The sequence below is a fragment of the Terriglobales bacterium genome (assembly GCA_035651995.1).
In the GTDB taxonomy this organism is placed as follows: domain Bacteria; phylum Acidobacteriota; class Terriglobia; order Terriglobales; family Acidobacteriaceae; genus DASRER01.
Map to the genome: position 1 here is coordinate 19,798 of DASRER010000042.1, position 19,506 is coordinate 39,303.

Here is a 19,506-nt window from a genome sequence, read left to right on the forward strand (position 1 = left end):
ACGCCCCAGCCGCTATAATCGCCGGTTCACTCGCCATGGCTTACAACGACCTGCGGGATTGGATCGCTGCCCTCGAGCGCGCCGGCGAACTCAAGCGCGTCAAGGCCGAGTGCGATCCCATCCTCGAGATCACCGAGATCACCGACCGCGTCTCCAAGCGCACGCCGCCCGGCCCCGCGCTGCTCTTTGAAAACGTTAAGGGATACGCGGGCATGCCTCTCCTTATTAATCAGTTTGGCTCCGCGCGGCGCATGTGCCTGGCGCTTGGCGTGGACTCACTCGACCAGGTCGCCGAGCGTATCCGCGGCTTCCTGGAAGTGAAGAGCCCGCAGGGCCTGCTCGACAAAGTAAAGATGCTGCCCATGCTGGCCGATATGGGCGCCATCTTCCCCAAGACGGTGAGCAGCGGGCCGTGCAAGGAAGTCATCAAGCGCGACAAGTTCTCTGTATTCGATTTCCCAGTTTTGCAATGCTGGCCGCGGGACGCCGGCCGCTTCATCACCCTGCCGTGCGTGATTACGCGCGACCCGAAGTCCGGCAAGCGCAACGTCGGCATGTACCGCATGCAGCTCTACGACGACCGCACTGTGGGCATGCACTGGCAGCGGCAGAAGGTCGGGGCGGAGCACTATCGCGAAGCCATGCGCCGGGCGGCCGCCGGCGAGACCGGCCCCGACGCGCCTCGTGCCGTCGACATCATGGCGCGCAGCGGCGGCGGAAGCGTGGTTCCGCCGGGCGAAGTGCCGCACGGCAAGCTCGAAGTCGCGGTCGCCATCGGCGCCGAGCCCGCGCTTACGTTCTCCGCAATCGTGCCCGCGCCGCCCGAGGTCGAAGAATTCGTCATCGCCGGCTTTTTGCGCAACAAGCCCATCGAGCTGGTGAAGTGCGAGACGGTGGACCTGGAAGTGCCGGCATCGGCGGAAATCGTCCTCGAGGGCCACGTTCACCTCGACGAACTCCGCGCCGAGGGCCCCTTCGGCGACCACACAGGCTTCTACTCGCTCGAAGACCTCTACCCGGTGATGCGCATCACCTGCATCACGCACCGCCGCAATCCGGTTTATGCGACGACCATCGTGGGCAAGCCGCCAATGGAAGACGCATGGATGGGCAAGGCCGTGGAGCGCATCTTCCTGCCGCTGATGCGCCTCACCATTCCCGAGCTGGTGGACGTGAACCTGCCCGTGGAAGGCATTTTCCACAATTTGATGATCGTGAGCATCCGCAAGTCCTATCCGGGACAGGCGCGCAAAGTCATGAACGCCATCTGGTCGCTCGGCCAGGCAATGTTCACCAAGGTCATCGTGGTCGTGGACGAAGACGTGAATGTGCAGGACATTCGCGAGGTTGCGCTCAAGGCGCTGAACCACATTGATCCCGAGCGCGACATCCAGTTCACCCTCGGCCCCATCGATTCACTTGACCACGCCTCGCGCCTGCCCAACTTCGGCTCCAAGATGGGCATCGATGCCACCCGCAAATGGTCCACCGAAGGCTTCACCCGCCCCTGGCCCGGCGAGATCACCATGTCGCCGGAGATCAAGGCGATCGTGGACAAGAGGTGGAAAGAGCTGGGGATTGAATAGACTAGTATGATAGACTAGTCGGTATGAGGAAGACGGCTGGGCCCGCCCGCAGGACGGTAGGCGCGTTTGAGGCGAAGACCCACTTCAATTCGTTGCTGGCAGAAGTCGCCGGAGGAAGCGAAATCGAGATTACCCGACGCGGCGTACCCGTCGCGCGTATGGTGCCCGTTCCAGCCCGGCCAACCATGAGTGTTCAGCAGGTCGTCAAGGAGTTCAAGCGGTTGCGCAAAGGGCGTACCTTGGGCGGGCTCTCGATTCGCGAACTGATCAATGAAGGACGCCGGTTTTGACCGACTTCGCGCTCGACGCCTCCGTTGTCATGGCCTGGTGTTTCCAGGATGAAGCCGGACCGTATGCCGACGCTCTGCTGGAGCGGCTCCCCGCTTCCGCCGGTTCAACCGCCGTCGTGCCGGCGATATGGCCGTTCGAGGTCGCCAATGCACTGATGATCGCCATGCGGCGGGGCCGAATTTCGCGCAGCGAAATTGATGCATTCGTCGGCCTTCTGGCGACCCTGCAGATCGAAGTCGAACCGCCCGCTCCTTCCCGGATCTTCAGCGCCGTATTGTCCCTGGCCTCCGAGTGCGAGCTGTCCGTGTACGACGCCAGCTATGTCGAGACCGCGTTGCGCCGCGGGATTGCGCTGGCGACACTGGATCGAAAGCTGCTCGCTGCGGCCAAGAAGCTCGATATCGCGCGAGCCTGATCAGGGCCCGGCGCATGCAATCCTGGTCCTGGAAGCGCCTTTGCGCCTCAACCGGTTTCGCTCACACCCACAGTCGTCAAAAAAAAAAGCGAATCGTGCTCGGCAGCCATTGAATCTGTCTCGGCAAACGGGAGCCGCCCATGAATCGCACCTTCACCGAAGCCGGCCGCGAGCTGAACCAGGTCCTTGACGCCGTTACCGTGGACCTCACCCGGTTCTCCGAATCGCAAGCCGCACAGCCCTGGGCCCCGGGTAAGTGGACCCGCAAGCAGGTCATCGGACATTTGATCGACTCGGCCAGCAACAACCATCAGCGCTTCGTCCGCGGCGTGCAGAGCAAGGGAACCGCGCTGCCCAGCTACGACCAGGAGTTCTGTATCCGCTTTCAGGCGCCGAACGACGTCCCCTGGCCCGTCCTGCTCGGACTGTGGACCAACTACAACCGCTACCTGGCGCACGTGATCGGCGCGATTCCGCAGGACGCAGCCGCCTACCCGATGAACATCGGCGACAACCCGCGCACATCATTGCTCTGGATCGCAGTCGATTACGTGGAGCACCTCAAGCACCACTTGAACCAGGTGCTGGGCCAGCGCTTCACCACCGCCTACCCGAACACACCGGAGATTTGATTGTAGAGACGCAGCTTGCTGCGGCCCTTCGCCGCCGGAGCCATCATGGAAATCAGCCGCATAGAAACGTTCCTCTCGTACTTCGACAACATCCACGCCCGCACCATGCGTGTGGCGCGCTGCTCGCCGCCCGACAAGCTCAACTGGTCGTACGCGCCACAGAAGTGGACGCTGGGTGACCTGCTGCGTCACATCGCCGCCGTCAAGCGCTACGTCTTCGCCGAGAACGTGCAGGGCAGGCCCTCCGCGTACCACGGCTGCGGGCCTGAGCTGGCCGACGGCTACAACGCCGTGCTTGCCTTCATGGAGCGCATGCACGCCGAGTCGGTGGAGACCTTCCGTCGGCTCACGCCCGAGCTGCTCGCAACCAAGACCAGCACTGCCGACGGCACGCCCATTGCCACCTGGAAGTGGCTGCGCGCGGCCGTGGAGCACGAGTGTCATCACCGCGGGCAGGTCTACATGTATCTGGGGATGCTCGGCGTCCAGACGCCGCCGATCTTCGGACTGACGTCGGAAGAGATGCGCTCACTGAGCGTGCCGCCTCGGTGAAGCGTGTGAAACGACGCTCGGCGTAACGAGCAAACAAGAGGCCCTCCACCCGGAGGGCCTTGGCATTAAGGTCGGCAACGGAACTACTTCCCGCCAGGCTTGGATCCGCCCATTCCGCCCGCCCCGCCATCCTGCGAGTCAATCGTGATCAGGAAGGCGTTGCGGTCGGAATAGTTGAACTGGTGGCCCTGCACGTCGGCGCGATGCTCGATCGAGCGATACATCTCAAAGCCGTCGTTGCTCTTGGCGCCAAAGTAATTCACGTTCTTCAGCACCACGCCCTTGCCGTCGGCCCCGGGTTCGCGCTTCAGCTTCATGTACGCGTCCTTGCCGCCGGCCAGCTTGGCTTCCACTATGTCGCCCGTCTTGCTCATCTCGATGGGCGCTTCCTGCACTTTCAGTTCGCCCCATTCCAGGCCATACGTTTTCAGGATCATGGGCGCCAGCGCATCGCGTTGTTCTTTGGTCGTGGACGGATCGAACGAGACCACGACCCACGAACCCTTTTTGTTGGTGCCCCACTCATCGCCCAGGTCGCCGGTGAGCCAGTACTTGGCGCCGGCCAGGTTGGTGTTGCCGCTATGTCCTTCGCGGACCTTCACGGCCATGTTGAATTCGCAGTGGGGATGCTCCGCATGTTTGTTGAAGTAACAGGGACAGAACAGGTGGCAACTGCATGCTTCGATGTAGTCGGCCTTCATGCGCCAGGCGGGGTTCGCCGGGCTCGACGCCATCAGCGCAACCACCGCCACCAGCAGCAAAGCGATTTGCGGTAGTCTCTTCACGGTCTCCTCCGGAGTTTTGTCGCGACAATGAAGTCAGGGGTTCGGGCCATGAACAAGCCCAAGCAGGAGTTTACGCGCCCAGAATTATACGCCCCGGGCACTTGCGGCGGGGGCTTGCGCCGCCTCGCTCATGGCGCAGCCCGCAGCGGGGCTGTGCGATCAGTCCAATGGGCATGCTTTATACTGGCTGGTCATGAGTTTCCTTCGCGGACTCGCCGGGATCGCCAAGGGCATGAGCGTGACCCTGCGCGAGATGTTTGCGCCCACCGTGGTGGAAAACTATCCCGACGGGCCGGGCCCGCTCAAGGGCGCCCAGTTCCAGCCGCGTTTTCGCGGGCTGCACGTGTTGCAGCGCGACGAGAACGGTCTGGAAAAGTGCGTTGCGTGCTTCCTCTGCGCTGCCGCGTGTCCCTCCAACTGCATTTACATCGAGGCGGCCGAGAACACGGCCACGCACCGCATCTCGGGCGCCGAACGCTACGCCCGCGTCTACAACATCGACTACAACCGCTGCATCTTCTGCGGATACTGCGTCGAGGCCTGCCCCACCGACGCCATCACCCACGGACACGGCTTCGAGCTTGCCACCTTCAACGCCAGCAACCTGGTATACCGCAAAGAGCAGCTCCTCGCGCCCATTCCGCCCGCCCCGCCAGCCGCGCTCGACGTCCACCATGGGCCGCTGCCGCCCGCCGAAGTCGGCCACGCAACGCGCTAAGAAGTCCTTCGTGGGACCTTTGTGCCTTCTGTGTGAAACGCTGTTGCCGGTTCAGCACGGGCCTACAGCAGCTTCCGCAACTCCCGCCGCAGAATCTTTCCCGACGGCGTCCGCGGAATCGAGGCCACGAACGTGATCTGGTGCGGCTGTTTGTAGCGCGCCAGCCGCTGGCCGACGTGGTCCCTCAGCTCCGCCCGCGTCTTGTCCGATCCCGTGCCGTCCTCGCGCAGCACCACGAATGCGCAGGGCAACTCGCCCGCCTCGTCATCGGGACGCCCCACAATCCCGCAATCGCGCACCGCCGGATGCTCCATCAGCACCGACTCCACCTCCACCGGCGACACCGGGAAGCCTTTGACCTTGATCATTTCCTTCCGCCGGTCGACGATGCGGTAGTTGCCCTCACCGTCCACGCAGGCCACGTCGCCTGACCAGTACCAGCCATCGCGCAGCGCCGCTGCCGTGGCCTGGGGCGCGCGCCAGTATCCGCGCATGAACTGCGGCCCGCGCATCACCAGCTCGCCCGCTTCGCCCACACCGGCGTCGCTGCCGTCTTCGCGCACGATGCGGCAGTCGGTCAGCGCCACCGGCGCGCCAATCGTCTCGGGACGATAGAACTCGGGCTCGATCCGCCCGATGTGCGTCACCGGCGCGGCCTCCGTCATTCCGTAGCCTTGGCGCACTTTGATTCCAGTCAGCGACGTGAAGCGCTTCGCCATCTCCGGCGGCAGCGGCGCCGCGCCGCTCTTCACGTAGCGCACGCTGTGGTCGAGCGGAAACGCGCCCTGCTCGGCGGCCTGGCACAGCGCATTCATCAGCGGCGGCACCAGCGGCAGGAACGTGGGCCGCTCATCTCGCAACAGCCCGATCAGCCGCGGCAGATCGAAGCGCGGCATCAGCAACAGCGTGGCCCCCATCATCAGGATGGGATTCAGCACCACGTTCAGTCCATAGATGTGGTACAGCGGCAGGACGCACAGCGCCGTGTCCGATTCGGTGTAGGTGGCCATCTCGCCGGGAGCCATGAACTGATAGACATTCGTCACCAGGTTGGCGTGCGTCAGCTCCACGCCTTTGGGAAGCCCGGTAGTGCCGCTCGAGTAGGGAAGCGCCGCCAGCGTCTCGGCTGGCGACGCGACCGGCTGGGGCAGTTTTGCCGGCGAAGTCGCCAGCAATTCGCTGATCGGCAGCGCGCCCGGCGCTGAGCTTCGCACCGTGTACACCCGCCTCAGGGCCAGGCCGCTCCGATCAACGCCGCCTACGAGCGGCCCATCGGAGATCAGCACGGCCGCGCCGGAGTTCTCCAGTTGGTAGTGCACCTCGCGATCGCGGTAGCTGGGATTCATGGGCGTGGGGACCGCGCCCGCCAGCGTGGCCGCGTGATACGCCGCGCAGAACTCCCACGAGTTGTACAGGAAGATGGCAACGCGCTCGCCCGGGCGCACACCCGCGCTCACCAGCCCACGCGCCATCCGCTCCACCGTCTCGCCATACTCCGCGTAAGTCAAACGGCGCGCCGGCGAAGACGACGAGTCCACGATCGCCGTTTTGTCGGGCCAGCGCCGGCACGCCGCCAAAATCGCGTCGTGCACGAAAACTCCGCTGGGATCAGCGTAGAGAGCGGTTCGCTTCACGGAAAAGAATTGCAGGATTCAAAATGAAAAATGCGGATTGACCAGACATCCGGCAAGTCGTCGCCGGGTTTAATTTTGCATTTCGCGTTCTTAATTTTGCTTTGGTTCCCTCGCCTCCAGCCGCTTCAGGAACTCCTTCTCGTCCATCCGATACTTGAACGCCTTGCGGCCGTTGATGAACACCACCGGCACCTCGTCGTTGTAGCGCCGGCGCAGGTCGTCGTCCGAATCCACGTCCACTTCGCTCCAGGTAAAGCCGCCCCGGCGCGAGAGCTTGTTCAACGACTCTTTCACGATCTCGCACAGGTGGCATCCCCGCCGGCTGTAGAGCAGGACCTGGGGCGCGGTGCTCATGGGCGGAGTAGACCATAATGCGGGACCAGGCGCAACGGCAGGGCTGCCCTTTGTTCCCGTAGAATGTTGCTGTGGGCGATTTGACCGGCAGATCGGTGCTCATCACCGGCGGCGCGCGCCGTCTCGGCAAGGCGATCGCTCTCGCCATGGCCCGCGCCGGCGCCGACGTGGCCATCACCTACTTCGAATCGAAGAAGGAAGCCCAGCAGACGGCGCAGCGCATCGGGCGGGCCGGCGTTACCGCGATCGCCATCCCATGTGACGTCACCGACGAAGCCAGCATTCGCCACGCCGTCGCTCAGGCCGCCGAACGCTTCGGCGGGCTCGATATCCTGGTGAACAACGCTGCCAACTACGAGGTCGCCGACTTCGAGAGCATCACCGTCGCGCAGTGGGACCACATCTTCGCCACCAACACGCGCGCGCCGTACCTGGTGACGCGTGCCGCGCTGCCCGCGCTGCGCCGCGCCCGCGGACGCGTGATCAACATGGGTTCGCTCGGCGGCGAGCTCGCCTGGGTGACGAACGCACACTACTGCGCGTCAAAGGCGGCGCTGCATCACCTGGGCCGCGTGATGGCCAAGGCCCTGGCGCCCGATATCGCGGTGAACACGGTAGCGCCCGGCATGATCCAGCTCGACGAGCCCCCCAAACACACCGCGCGCCGCGGCCGCGCCGACACGTTTTTCGCGCGCCAGGCGCAGCGCACGCCCATGCAGCGCAACGGCGCCGCCGCCGACGTGGTCGCCGCCGTCATGTTCTTGGCCACCGCGCCGCATTTCATTACCGGACAGTTGGTGATCGTTGATGGCGGCCTGAAACTCGCCTGAGGCGGGATTCGTCGCTTAGCATTTAGCATTGGCCATGAAGGCCCGTGGCGGGCCATGGGGCGATGTCGGCTTCTGCGAGCTGCGCGCACAATCAGCGCCGTCCAGTGGTCAAATGCCAACTGCCAGGCGCCAAAGGCCTCTTCGTGAAACGGGAACGGGAAACCCGTTTTTTCACACTCTTGTGAATAACGTTGTGGAAAATCCGCGATTCTCGTGCGAAAGCGCCGTAGAGACGTGCCCTCCAGCAACTTGCACAAGGGGATGTGCGGCGCGCCGCGGCTGTCTTCGGTTGTCGCCACCATGAAGCAACGCATCGATCTGCTGCTGGTCGAACGCGGCCTCGCCGCATCGCGCGAGCGCGCGCAGGCGCTCATTCTCGCCGGACGCGTCCTGGTTGACGAACAGAAGATTGAAAAGCCGGGCACGCGTGTCGCCGGTGAAGCAGCCATCCGGCTGCTCGGCGACGACTTGAAGTACGTCAGCCGCGGCGGATTGAAGCTGGAAGCCGCGCTCGACCACTGGAGGCTCGACGTCGCCGGGCGTGTTTGTCTCGACGTCGGCGCCTCCACCGGCGGCTTTACCGACTGCCTGCTGCAGCGCGGCGCAGCGCGCGTCATCGCCATCGACACCGGCTACGGCCAGATCGCCGCGCGCCTGCGCTCCGATGCGCGCGTGCACCTGCTGGAGAAGTTGAACGCCCGCCATCTGCGCGCCGGCGATCTGCCGGAAGCGGCGGCATCGGCCAGCTTCCTCGCCATGGACGTGTCATTCATCTCTGCTACACTCGTGCTCCCCGCGGTGGTCGCGGCAATCCGCGAAGCGCGTGCGGCGCGGTCGCCCTCGTCCGCGCAGCCCGCGGAGCGGGCGCTACTGGATGCGGTCGTTCTCGTGAAGCCGCAATTCGAGGCGGGACGCGAGCAGGTGGGCAGAGGCGGCATCGTGCGCGACGCGGCGGTGCAGCAGTCGGCGCTAGAAAAAGTCCGGGCCGCGATGCAAACGCTCGGCTTCGGCGAACTCGACAGCATCGAGTCGCCGATTCTGGGCGGGGAAGGAAATCGGGAGTTCCTGCTGAAGGGGGCATTCCATTTCTGATTTGCGATTTGTGATTTGCGATTCATCGCACGCCATGGATTTTTCATCGCGCATTCCCGGTTCGTACGGCCAAATGCCAACTGCTAACTGCCAAATGCTGTTCCATCACAAGTCACCCATCGCCAATCGCAAATGAAAAACGTCGCCATCATCGCCAAGCCGGCCAAGGCCGAGCTCGAAACGCTGATCCCGCAGGTGGTGGACTGGCTGCGCGGTCATGGCTACGGCGTGATCTCCGACCAGGAGACGGCCGCGCTCGTGCCGGGACTGCGCGGCGTGTCGCGCGAGAAGCTGGCCACCAAGAAGCTGGAGTTCGTGATCGTGCTCGGCGGCGACGGAACGATGCTGGCCGGGGCGCGCGCCGTGGCGCGGGCCGACATCCCCATTCTCGGCGTCAACCTGGGTTCGCTCGGCTTTCTCACCGAGGTGCCGCGTGACGAGCTGTTTCCCACGCTGGAGGCGGTCTTCCGCGGCAGCTGCAAGCTGGAAACGCGTTCCATGGTCAACGCCCAGGTGCGGCGCGGCAAGAAGGTCATCGGCAAGTACGACGCGCTGAACGACGCCGTCGTCAACAAGACCCAGATCGCGCGCCTCGGCGACTTCGACGTCTTCATCGACTCGGCCTTCGTCGCCAACTACAAAGCCGACGGCCTCATCGTGGCGACGCCGACTGGCTCCACCGCGTACTCGCTCGCGGCGGGCGGGCCCATTCTGCTGCCCGACGCGCGGGCCTTCCTGCTCACGCCGGTTTCGCCGCACGCGCTGACCAATCGGCCGCTGGTGGTGCGCGATTCTTCCGAGATCGCCATCGTGGTGCGCAGTGCCGAGCACCACGCCTTCCTCAGCATCGACGGCCAGGAAGGCACGCCGCTGGACGATGGCGACCGCGTCGTCTGCCGCAAGTCGAAGCACGCCGTGCGTCTGCTGCGCCTCGGCCAGCGCAGCTTCTTCGACGTGCTGCGCGCGAAGCTGAAGTGGGGCGAGCGGTAGGCCGCATTCACCGCACAGCGCGCAGGGAGCGCCGAGGAACCATTTCCGCGCCTCGGTCTGTGTAAACGCCGGCCACCTCGCACGCGCCGCGCTGCAGACGAGCAGCGCCTCCAGCTCTTGCGCGGGCCGCCCCAAAAGTGTCCTTCGGAGGGGCGCGGCCTCCAGCCGCGCCGTTACGCCGCAAGAACTCACCGGCTTCCGCCGTTGGGGTATTCTTTTCCGCGCCCAAATGAGAAAAGCTGCCTTCTGCCTCCTGCTCACCACCGCCGCCGCCTTCGCGCAAACCGAGGGTCGCCCGGCCGCGTCGCTCATCATCACCAACGCCAAGGTCTGGACGGTGGACTCGAACCAGCCCAAGGCCGAAGCCGTCGCCGTGCTCGGCGACCGAATCGTGGCCGTCGGCACGGCGTCGCAGGTGGACGCATGGCGCGGCGCCGAAACCAGGGTCGTCGATGCCGGCGGCAAGCTCGTGCTGCCCGGCTTCAACGACGCCCACGTGCACTTCATCGCCGGCGGCCTTCAGCTCGACAGCGTTGACCTGAAGGACGCCGACTCGCCGCAGGAATTCGCGCGGCGCGTTGCCGCTCGCGCCCGTCGCGCACCCAAAGAATGGATCACCGGCGGCGACTGGGACGAGCAGAAGTGGGACCCCCCGCAATTGCCTGCGCGCGCGCTGATCGATGCGGAAACGCCTGACACACCCGTCTTCGTTTCGCGCTACGACGGTCACGAGGCGCTGGCCAACTCCGTGGCGCTGAGGCTGGCAGGCATCACCTCGGCGACCCTCGACCCGGCGGGCGGCGAGATCGTGCGCGACCCGAGCGGCAAGCCGACCGGCATCCTGAAAGACGCGGCGCTTGCCATGGTGGAGCGCGTCATTCCGCCGCTCTCGCGCGAGCGCCGCATTCGCGCCGCGCTGCGCGCGCTCGGCCACGCCGCGTCACTGGGCGTGACCAGCGTGCAGGACATGAATCCTGACTTCGCCGACGTCGCCGCCTACAGTGAACTGGCCGAGCAGGGACGGCTCACGTCGCGCATCTACGCCGCGCCGGTGATCGCGCGCTGGCAGGAGCAGGCGCGCGTGGGCCTGCGCCGCGCCTTCGGCTCGCCGTATCTGCGAATGGGCGCGGTGAAGGGCTACGCCGACGGCTCGCTGGGCAGCTCCACCGCCTACTTCTTCGATCCCTACATCGACCAGCCCAACTCGCGCGGCCTGCTCTCCAGCGACATGCAGCCCGAATCGAAGATGCTCGCCTACATGACCGGCGCCGATGCGGCCGGGCTCCAGCTCTGCATTCACGCCATCGGCGACGCGGCCATCTCCAAGGTGCTGGACATGTTTACGACGGTCGGCGCGCGGCGCAGCGCCAACGACCGCCGCTGGCGCATCGAGCACGCCCAGCACATGGCGCCGGGTGATTTCGAGCGCTTCGCCAGGCTCAAGGTCATCGCGTCGGTGCAGCCCTATCACGCCATTGACGACGGCCGCTGGGCGGAAAAGCGCATCGGCCCCGAGCGCATCAAGACGACGTACGCCTTCAAGACCTTCCTGGACCACGGCGTGCGGCTGGCGCTGGGTACCGACTGGACGGTGGCGCCGCTCAACCCGATGGAGACCATCTACGCCGCCGTGACCCGCGCCACGCTCGACGGCCAGAACCCCAACGGCTGGCTGCCGGAGCAGAAGCTCACCGTAGCCGAGGCCGTCGAGGCCTACACGCTGGGCTCGGCTTACGCCGAATTCCAGGACGCGGAGAAGGGAACCATCACGGCCGGCAAGCTGGCCGACATGGTGGTCCTGAGCGACGACATCTTCACCATCCGCAAGGAAGCCATCCGCGACGTGCGGGTGGAGACGACGATCGTCGGCGGCAAGGTGGTGTTCACGCGAGCGCCGGCGCGGTAACGTCTAGTCCTCAGCAGCGCACGGCCCCGCAAGCTGAGAAGCGGGAACCGGGCATTCCCCGACATATACCCTCCCCCCACCCGGTCTAAGGGAATCAGCCAGTTAGCGGCGAGGGTATGTTGCCGGTATGTTCGTCTAAAGGACTTACGCGCAAAGTATGTTGTTTACTGGACTTAGCGCTCGCCAACGTTGTCAAAGAGCGTGGCCCGCAACGTCGCGAAGACGCAGCGGGCCTTACTGCCAGTCTAGCAGTTCTGCCCGGGGGAATGGGAAAGAGCGTGGAAACTCTATTTCCAGCGCATGGAGGGAGTTACGAAGAAAAGCGGCGTCACGCAGGCTTGACAAGATTTTCTGGTGGAAGCCTGGGGCCAGAGCGCCGGTTTTGCAGCGCGCTGTTCGCCGGGCCAAGGCCCTGCGCTTCCACCCACGGAGGACCGGGAAGGGCTTGACAGGCGAAACGAGCGGCAACCGAATCAGGATTTCGCCAGGCTCGTTTCTATGGCCCGCAAGGCGGCGGTCAAGTTTAATGCGTGGCCCGCGGAAACATGTGCCGAGGAATGATCTTTTCGCACGGTGTAGCTGAAGCGATGCGGATGGTCGTGGGCAAAAACCACATCACCAAAACCATCGTGCCGCCGCAATCGAATCGAGCAGGTCGAAGGTGAAGGGTGACTGACGGCAAGCCGGTGCAATCGCATCAGCTCATCCATTTGCTCCGGTCCAAACAAACGCAGGTCATACATGCACAACCCCCGCGCCGGCAGCGCCGGCACGAACTCCGCCAGGGTTGATTCATATTCGGCCAGCTCCGGATAGCAGCCAGGGGCGCGGACCGCCCAGGCGAGGTCTCCCGCGGCACGGAATCCATGGAAGCCCGACGCGAGTGCTTGCAGCACCTCCCCGCGGAGCAGTTCGACCATCGCGCTGGCGCTGAATTCGCCGCCGCGGAGATAGCTCTCTTCTGGCGTAATAAGCCGCAAAGAGCCTTTTCTCTCGGCCGCCTCCACCCGGATCCCGCCTTGCGCCAGCGCTTCTTTCAAGCCCAGCGCTTCGTCAGGCGGGAGAATGCAGACGCAGCGTTCGTTGAGCAGCAGCCCTACCTGCACAAATGGCACAAGGGTTGCCGCTCGCTCGTCGGCATTTCTGTAAAACAAGCAGATGTGATCACCGGTGCGAAACGATGCGACGTGAGGAACTGAAAGCATGGCTACGCGTCCAAACAACAAAAGTTCTTCCCGAAGGTTGATTCCTGATCAAGGGCGTTGGACCTTGGAAGCGACGGAGACCCGCAGCCTTGGTCGTAATATACCCCGATTTTGATGACTGCGGGGAAAAACGACGATGGCTTGGCTTGCCGCCGCGCAAACCCGGCGCGCAGCCCCCAGTTGTGGCCCCGGAATTTTTCGGCAGGTTTTCCCCACGGTAAGGGAATCAGGATCAGACGCCGCTGGGCGCTTCCAGGCGGGCCACCAGCCAGAATCGAGCCTCGACTTCGCACTTCACCGAGCAGAAAAGTCCTGAGGTACGGGCATGGCTTTCGCCCGGATTGTAGTTGCGCTCGCACCAGACACAGGGGCTACTCGCGGGAGGCAGGCTTTTCTGTGACTCAGTGGCCATGGGTTCACCGACTGCGTGCAGCGTATTGCAAGTTCCTGCTGGATTCAATCAGGCAAAAGACGGAGGAAACCAGACAGTGAATATCGGGCCGCCGGGTGATTGATCATTGGGCCGGACGGGATTCAATCGCCCGATGATCCGATGACCCGACAGTCAATCCCAGTCAGAGCTCCACCCTCAGCAGGTCCTTCACCGTCTCCCTTCGCCTCACCAGCCGGGCCTTCGACCCCTCGACCATGACTTCAGCGGCCCGGCCGCGGGTGTTGTAGTTGGAGGCCAGCGGCATGCCGTAGGCGCCGGCGTCGAGCAGCGCGACCAGGTCGCCCTCGCGCGGCTCGGGGAGACGCCGGTCGCGGGCGAAGAAGTCTCCCGTCTCGCAGACAGGCCCCACCACATCGAACGTTCCGACATCGGCCGCGCCGCGCACGACCGGGACAATCTCGTGGTGCGCGCCGTAGAGTGAGGGGCGGATCAGGTCGTTCATGGCAGCGTCAACCACGACAAAGCGCTTGTTGCCGTTGCGCTTCACGTAGAGAACGCGAGTGACGAGGGCCCCGGTCGGTCCGACGATGGCGCGTCCCGGCTCGAGCAGCAGGTGCACACCGAGTCCGCGCAGCGGGCCGACAATGGCCTGCGCGTAGGCCGCGACCCAGGCGGCGAAGTCACCGTCGAGGTCCGATGAAGGCCGGCCGCCCTCGGCCTCTCCTTTCGACGCATAGGAAATCCCGAGCCCGCCGCCGGCGTCGACGTAGCGAATGTCGTGCCCGCGCTGGCGCAGCCGCCGCACCAGCCCGGCAACGCGCTCCATGGCGGCTGCGAAGGGCGCCACTGCGGTGATCTGAGAGCCGATGTGCACGCTCACTCCCGCCACCTGCAGCCGGCGCTCGTCGCGGGCCCGATCGTAGAGGCGCTCCGCCTCGGTCATGGCCACGCCGAACTTGTGTTCACGCAGTCCGGTAGCGATGTAAGGATGCGTTTCCGCCGGAACATCAGGGTTCACCCGCAGCGCCACCGGCGCCACGCGCTTCGCGAGCCCGGCCCGCGCCGCCAGCAGGGCCAGTTCGCTCTCGCTCTCCACGTTGAACAGCAGAATGCGCGCCTTCAGGGCCGCATCCATTTCCCCGGCAGTTTTCCCAACGCCGGAAAAAACCACGCGGCCCGGCGCCTTCGGGGCGGCGCGCCGCACGCGCTCCAACTCGCCGCCCGAAACCACGTCGAAGCCGCTGCCCAGCCGGGCAAGCATGCGCAGGACCGCCAGGCTGGAGTTCGCCTTCACCGAGTAACAGACGGTGTGAGGCGCCGCGCCGAACGCCGCGTCAAACGCCGCGTAGCGCTCGCGGATCGCCGTCGCCGAATAGACATAGAGCGGCGTTCCGAACTTCTGCGCCAGCCGCGCCAGCGGCACGCGCTCGGCGTGAAGCTCCCCGGGGCCGCGTCCGCGATACACGAAACCCGGGGCACGCTCGCCACATGTGAAGGCTGACATGAAGGGAACTAATGTAGCAGAGGCGCTGCGTCTCTACGTCGTGCAGGCGGGCCGTTGCGATGAAACGCGGCGCGGGGTCGCTCGCGTCCACCCGATTCGATTTTTCGTGAAAGTTGAAACTGCTTCTACAGCACCTTCAGCACCACAATCGTCTGGTCATCGAAGGCTTCGGCGCCTCCGGCGTGCTCGGCGGCGCCGTTGAAGATGGCGTCGGCAATCTCTTCGGCGCTGCGGCGGCAGGTGCGCGTTACGGCATCAATGATGCCGGCCCGTCCGAACAGCTCACCCTTGGCGTTGGCTGCGTCAATCGGGCCGTCGCTGAAGAACACGAACACATCGCCGGCCTTGGCCTGCATGTCGATGGGCTCGTAGCTGACCTCGGGGAACAGCCCCAACGGCAGGCCAGTGGCTTCGATGGTGGTGACGTTCCCGTCGCGGCAGTGAATGGGGCGCGGCAGGCCGGAGTTGGCGATCTGGATTTTGCGCGACTTATCGCTCCACACGGCGAACACCATGGACACGAACTGCGCCTCGATGGGCCGTCCGATGAGCGAGCGGTTGATGAGCGTGAGCATCTCCGGCGAACAAGGCTCGGAGGGCGAGTGCGAGCGCAGAAAGCCGGAGACGAGAGCCGCATAGATGGCCGCCGGCGCGCCTTTGCCGCTCACGTCGCCGACTGCGATGGCAATTCGTCCGCGCGAATAGGGAATGAAGTCGTAGAGGTCGCCGCCGATGGCGCGCGCCGGGGCAAAACGCGCCGCCATTTCCGCGTTGACCAGCACCGGCGCCATGGACGGCAGCAGGTGCATCTGCAGCTGACGCGCCATGCTCAGGTCGCGCTCCAGGCGCTGCTCCTCGCGCGACACCCGCTCGTACAGCCGCGCGTTCTCGATGGCGATGGCGACTTGGGCGGCCAGCGTGGAGATGGTGCGCACGTGGTCCTCGGTGAAGAACCCTTTGCGCGTATGCTCCAGGTCCAGCACGCCGATGGCCTCGCCCTTGTAGACGAGCGGCACGCAAAGCTCGGAGCGCGTCTCGGGATTGAGCGGAATGTAGCGCGCGTCTTTGGTGACATCGGGCGCCAGCACGGCCTGCTTGTGGGTGGCGGCCCAGCCCACCAGGCCGCGATCGAGCGGAATGTCGTGCTTGAGCTGGATGCTTTCGTTGAAGCGCAGCGAGAAACGATGTTGCAGCTTGGTGCGCGCGTCATCCACCAGCAGGATGGAGAACATCTGGTAGTCGATGATGCCGGCCACGCGGTCGGCCACCACCTTGAGCAGGTGGTCGAGATCGAGGATGGACGTGAGTTCGCGGCCGATATCGAACAGCAGCGCCAGGCTCTTGGCCTGCCGCGCCACCCGCGTGTAGAGCCGCGCATTCTCGATCGCGACCGCGATGCGTGACGCCACCACGGTGAGCAGGCGGCGATGCTCGTCGGTGAAGGCGCGGGGGCGGCGCGAGGCAACGTCAATGATGCCGATGAGCCGGTTCTTGACGATGAGTGGCACGGCCAGCTCGGAGCGCACGCCCACGCCGGTGTCGATGTAGTCGGGCACCGAGGCCACGTCGTTCACCAGCACCGCTTCGCGGCGCTCGGCCGCGCGCCCGGTCACGCCCGTCCCCACCTTGATGCGCAGCCGCTCGGCCACTTCATCCGGATGGCCGTAGTGGAAGCGCACGCGCAGCTCCTGCGTCTTTTCGTTCAGCAGCAGGATGGCGAAGACGTCGTAGCCGGTGGGCGTGCGAATGAGCTCGGCCACGCGATGCAGCAGCGTGTCCAGGTCGAGCGTGGTGTTGACGGCGTCGGCCACTTCGAGCAGGAATGCCTCGATGTTGAGTGGCCGGCCCGGCGCGCGCGCCTCTTGTGCGGTGGCTTTCATGAGATTGAACTTTGATGATAGCAGGTGAGCTGCGGAGCGAATCTCGCCGATGCAGATTCAATGGGAAACGCAGATTGCTACGTCTACGCCGCAAATTCCGGCGCGCCCAACTCGCGCACGATGGCCACCGAGGCGCTGGTCCCAATGCGGTCCGCGCCGGCGCGCACCATGGCCGCCACGCCGTCGGCGCTGCGGATGCCGCCGGAAGCCTTCACCCTCGCCCGGTCGCCCACCACACCGCGCATCAGCGCCACGTCATCGGCGGTGGCCGGCCCGCCGAACGTGCCGGTAGAGGTCTTCACGAAGTCGGCGCCGGCGGCGACAGCCAGTTCGCAGGCGAGAATCTTCTCGTCAATGGTGAGCAGGCCGGTTTCCAGGATGACCTTCACAATCGCGCCCGCGTCGTGGGCCACGTGTGCCACGGCGGCAATGTCCTGCTGCACCAGCACGCGCTCGCCCGATTTCAGCGCGCCCACGTTCATCACCATGTCGAGTTCCTGGGCGCCCAGGCGGACCAGGCCGGCGGCCTCGTCACGCTTGGCGCCGGTCAGCGTGGCGCCGAAGGGAAATCCCACCGGCGCGCCCGCCTTCACCGAACTTCCGCGAAGGCGCGCGACCGCGTCCGCCAGCAGCGCGGGATGCACCGAGACGGACGCGAAGCCGTAGAACGCCGCCTCATCGCACAGCCGCGCAAGCTGCGCCCGTGTCGCCGCGGGCCCAACCAGCGTGTGATCAATCAGGCGGGCCACGGCCCGCCAGTCACGCAACAGGGAATCAACGTCTACAGGGACGTGGAGAGAAGGCGTGATCGCAGTCATGGGCAAGCCAATTCTAGCAACAAAAATACGCCGCCGGCTGCTCGCTACTGGCTGCCAGCAACCGAATGCAGAGTGCTTGGCCAGCAGCCAGGAGCCAGCAGGCAGGAGCGCTTTCTTCGGCGTTACAATGAAGCCAATATGCCCGCCGCTCACGAAGCCCGGTGGTGGGAGACGATGGCCGACGGCCGCGTGCACTGCTATTTGTGCCCCAGGCACTGCCACATCGGCGACGGCCAGACCGGTTTCTGCTTCATCCGCAAGAACGAAGGCGGGCGCCTGCTGCAGCTCGGCTATGGCCGGCCGGCTGCCATCCAGATTGATCCTGTCGAAAAGAAGCCGCTCAACCATTTTTTCCCGGGCACGCGGATTTTTTCCATGGGCACGGCGGGATGCAACATGGGCTGCTTCTTCTGCCAGAACTGGGACATATCGAAGGCCAAGTCCGACCAGGTGAACGCCGCGAACCTGGCGCCGGCGCAGGTGGTGGAGGCTGCCCGGCGCTACGGCACGCCCAGCCTGGCCTTCACCTACAACGAGCCCACCATCTGGGGCGAGTACGTGATTGACATTGCGCGCGAGGCGCACGCCGCCGGGCTGAACACGGTGATGGTATCGAACGGATACATCACGCGCGAGGCGTTCTTCGATATTTATCCGTTCATCGACGCCGCGAACATTGACCTGAAGGCCTTCACCGAGACTTTTTATTCCAAGATCACGCTCACGCATCTGCGGCCGGTGCTGGAGACGCTGCGCTGGCTGCGGCACGAAACCAACGTCTGGTTCGAAATCACCAACCTCGTCATCCCCACGCTGAATGACGGCGACGCCGAGTTCCGCGAGCTGTGCGATTGGGTGCTCACCAACCTGGGCGACGATGTGCCGCTGCACTTCACCGCGTTCCATCCCGACTTCAAGCTGCTCGATAAGCCGCGCACGCCGCCCGAGACGCTGCATCGCGCGCGCGCCGTGGCCATGAGCATGGGACTGAAGTACGTGTACGAGGGCAACATCCATTCTGACGGCGCGCACACCATCTGCCCGGGATGCAGGCGCGTGGTCCTGCGGCGCTCGTGGCACGACGTGCTCTCCAGCGACCTGCAGGTTGACGCCGCCGGCGCGGGCTGCTGCCGCCACTGCGGCACGCACATCGCAGGCGTCTTCAGCCGCGACGAAGCCGAACAGCGCCGCGCAGCGCGCCCGGCCATGATGGCCGCGCACGCCGCGGCGGTCGCCGCGCGCTCGTAATCGGGCTGCGCCAGCACTCGGCAGTCAGCGCTCAGCCTTCAGTCCCTGAGCGGGTTCTGCGAAGGCGCGCATGCGCAGCCGGGATGTGCAAGGGCTGAGTGCTGCCTGCTGAGTGCTGCCCCTCGGGCATCTCCGAGGACACACGCGCCAATCTCATAGTGGCAACAGGAGAACCCTCATGCCGGTCATCCAGTCCGGGGTCCGTGTCGTCGCCAGCCGCCTGCCGAAAGTCATGCCGCCCGCCGCGCACGCCATTGCCGACTACGCCATTGCCGCGTCGTTCCTGGGAATGGCTGCGTTCTTCTGGCGCCGGGACAGGCGCGCCGCCGTGGCCTGCATCGGTGTGGGCGCGTCGCAGGTCGCGCTCAGCCTGTTCACCGATTACCCCGGCGGCTTGGCCAAAAGGGTCAGCTTCCATCGCCACGGCCGGATTGACATGCTGCGCGCCGGAGTGATCGCCGGCCTGCCTGGAGTGATGGAGATGGAAGATGCCTCGCGCCGCTTCTTCGCGACCAGCGCCATCGCGCTGACGGCGATCGCCGGGATGACGGCATTTGAGAAAGAGTATGCGCGGCGGTGGCGAAGGAGAGCAGCGTGAAAACCGCTGCTGGCTGCTAGCTCCGGCAAAAAAAAATTCAACTGGCAACGTCGAGACGGCCGCCGGAACTTTCC

Annotated in this window: 19 protein-coding genes; 12 read left to right on the forward strand and 7 right to left on the reverse strand. The window is 65.2% G+C overall.

Annotated elements, in window-relative coordinates:
* Positions 1 to 35: 35 nt before the first annotated feature.
* From VFA60_14175 to VFA60_14195, 5 genes are all read left to right on the forward strand, one after another.
* Entirely contained in the window at positions 36 to 1,586 is a 1,551-nt protein-coding gene (locus VFA60_14175) for a UbiD family decarboxylase (GenBank protein HZQ92936.1), read from the forward strand.
* A 23-nt stretch (positions 1,587 to 1,609) separates the two neighbouring features.
* Positions 1,610 to 1,876, forward strand: a complete 267-nt coding sequence (locus tag VFA60_14180; protein HZQ92937.1) for a type II toxin-antitoxin system prevent-host-death family antitoxin — start codon at positions 1,610 to 1,612, stop codon at positions 1,874 to 1,876.
* Positions 1,873 to 2,292 (forward strand): type II toxin-antitoxin system VapC family toxin, encoded by a 420-nt coding sequence (locus tag VFA60_14185; GenBank protein ID HZQ92938.1) that lies wholly within the window; start codon positions 1,873 to 1,875, stop codon positions 2,290 to 2,292. The genes VFA60_14180 and VFA60_14185 overlap by 4 nt, the downstream gene beginning before the upstream one ends.
* A 140-nt stretch (positions 2,293 to 2,432) precedes the next feature.
* A complete protein-coding gene (locus tag VFA60_14190) occupies positions 2,433 to 2,924 on the forward strand; it encodes a DinB family protein (protein HZQ92939.1) in 492 nt (163 codons plus the stop codon).
* Between the two features lie 15 nt (positions 2,925 to 2,939).
* Positions 2,940 to 3,476, forward strand: a complete 537-nt coding sequence (locus VFA60_14195; GenBank protein ID HZQ92940.1) for a DinB family protein — start codon at positions 2,940 to 2,942, stop codon at positions 3,474 to 3,476.
* 83 nt (positions 3,477 to 3,559) lie between these two features.
* Here VFA60_14195 and VFA60_14200 read toward each other — a convergent pair whose 3' ends face one another.
* Complete coding sequence (locus VFA60_14200; GenBank protein ID HZQ92941.1) at positions 3,560 to 4,261, reverse strand: DUF1326 domain-containing protein; 702 nt, start codon at positions 4,259 to 4,261, stop codon at positions 3,560 to 3,562.
* A 193-nt stretch (positions 4,262 to 4,454) separates the two neighbouring features.
* Between VFA60_14200 and nuoI the strand changes: the two genes are divergently transcribed.
* On the forward strand, positions 4,455 to 4,979 hold the full coding sequence (nuoI, locus tag VFA60_14205) for an NADH-quinone oxidoreductase subunit NuoI (protein HZQ92942.1): 525 nt from the start codon (positions 4,455 to 4,457) through the stop codon (positions 4,977 to 4,979).
* Positions 4,980 to 5,041: 62 nt separating this feature from the next.
* On the opposite strand, the gene VFA60_14210 is transcribed toward nuoI, so the two are convergent.
* On the reverse strand, positions 5,042 to 6,613 hold the full coding sequence (locus tag VFA60_14210; protein HZQ92943.1) for an AMP-binding protein: 1,572 nt from the start codon (positions 6,611 to 6,613) through the stop codon (positions 5,042 to 5,044).
* Positions 6,614 to 6,703: 90 nt separating this feature from the next.
* A complete protein-coding gene (locus tag VFA60_14215; protein HZQ92944.1) occupies positions 6,704 to 6,967 on the reverse strand; it encodes a glutaredoxin family protein in 264 nt (87 codons plus the stop codon).
* A gap of 71 nt (positions 6,968 to 7,038) precedes the next feature.
* Between VFA60_14215 and VFA60_14220 the strand changes: the two genes are divergently transcribed.
* The 4 genes from VFA60_14220 (at position 7,039) to VFA60_14235 (ending at position 11,785) form a co-directional block, all read left to right on the forward strand.
* Complete coding sequence (locus tag VFA60_14220) at positions 7,039 to 7,797, forward strand: SDR family oxidoreductase (GenBank protein HZQ92945.1); 759 nt, start codon at positions 7,039 to 7,041, stop codon at positions 7,795 to 7,797.
* Positions 7,798 to 8,097: 300 nt separating this feature from the next.
* Positions 8,098 to 8,889: a TlyA family RNA methyltransferase gene (locus tag VFA60_14225; protein HZQ92946.1), complete on the forward strand. Its 792-nt coding sequence runs from the start codon at positions 8,098 to 8,100 to the stop codon at positions 8,887 to 8,889.
* A 132-nt stretch (positions 8,890 to 9,021) separates the two neighbouring features.
* Complete coding sequence (locus VFA60_14230) at positions 9,022 to 9,879, forward strand: NAD(+)/NADH kinase (GenBank protein ID HZQ92947.1); 858 nt, start codon at positions 9,022 to 9,024, stop codon at positions 9,877 to 9,879.
* Positions 9,880 to 10,108: 229 nt separating this feature from the next.
* Positions 10,109 to 11,785, forward strand: a complete 1,677-nt coding sequence (locus VFA60_14235) for an amidohydrolase (protein HZQ92948.1) — start codon at positions 10,109 to 10,111, stop codon at positions 11,783 to 11,785.
* Between the two features lie 473 nt (positions 11,786 to 12,258).
* Here the strand turns inward: VFA60_14235 and VFA60_14240 are convergent, their stop codons facing one another.
* From VFA60_14240 to deoC, 4 genes are all read right to left on the reverse strand, one after another.
* Positions 12,259 to 12,990, reverse strand: a complete 732-nt coding sequence (locus VFA60_14240; GenBank protein ID HZQ92949.1) for an MEDS domain-containing protein — start codon at positions 12,988 to 12,990, stop codon at positions 12,259 to 12,261.
* Positions 12,991 to 13,565: 575 nt separating this feature from the next.
* A complete protein-coding gene (gene lysA, locus VFA60_14245; protein HZQ92950.1) occupies positions 13,566 to 14,888 on the reverse strand; it encodes a diaminopimelate decarboxylase in 1,323 nt (440 codons plus the stop codon).
* 125 nt (positions 14,889 to 15,013) lie between these two features.
* Positions 15,014 to 16,768, reverse strand: coding sequence for a GAF domain-containing protein (locus VFA60_14250; GenBank protein HZQ92951.1), 1,755 nt, complete (start codon positions 16,766 to 16,768; stop codon positions 15,014 to 15,016).
* An 83-nt stretch (positions 16,769 to 16,851) separates the two neighbouring features.
* Positions 16,852 to 17,586, reverse strand: coding sequence for a deoxyribose-phosphate aldolase (gene deoC / locus VFA60_14255; GenBank protein ID HZQ92952.1), 735 nt, complete (start codon positions 17,584 to 17,586; stop codon positions 16,852 to 16,854).
* A 138-nt stretch (positions 17,587 to 17,724) separates the two neighbouring features.
* On the opposite strand from deoC, the gene amrS reads away from it, so the two are divergent.
* A complete protein-coding gene (gene amrS, locus VFA60_14260) occupies positions 17,725 to 18,834 on the forward strand; it encodes an AmmeMemoRadiSam system radical SAM enzyme (protein HZQ92953.1) in 1,110 nt (369 codons plus the stop codon).
* 178 nt (positions 18,835 to 19,012) lie between these two features.
* Complete coding sequence (locus VFA60_14265; GenBank protein HZQ92954.1) at positions 19,013 to 19,432, forward strand: hypothetical protein; 420 nt, start codon at positions 19,013 to 19,015, stop codon at positions 19,430 to 19,432.
* Positions 19,433 to 19,506: the final 74 nt, after the last annotated feature.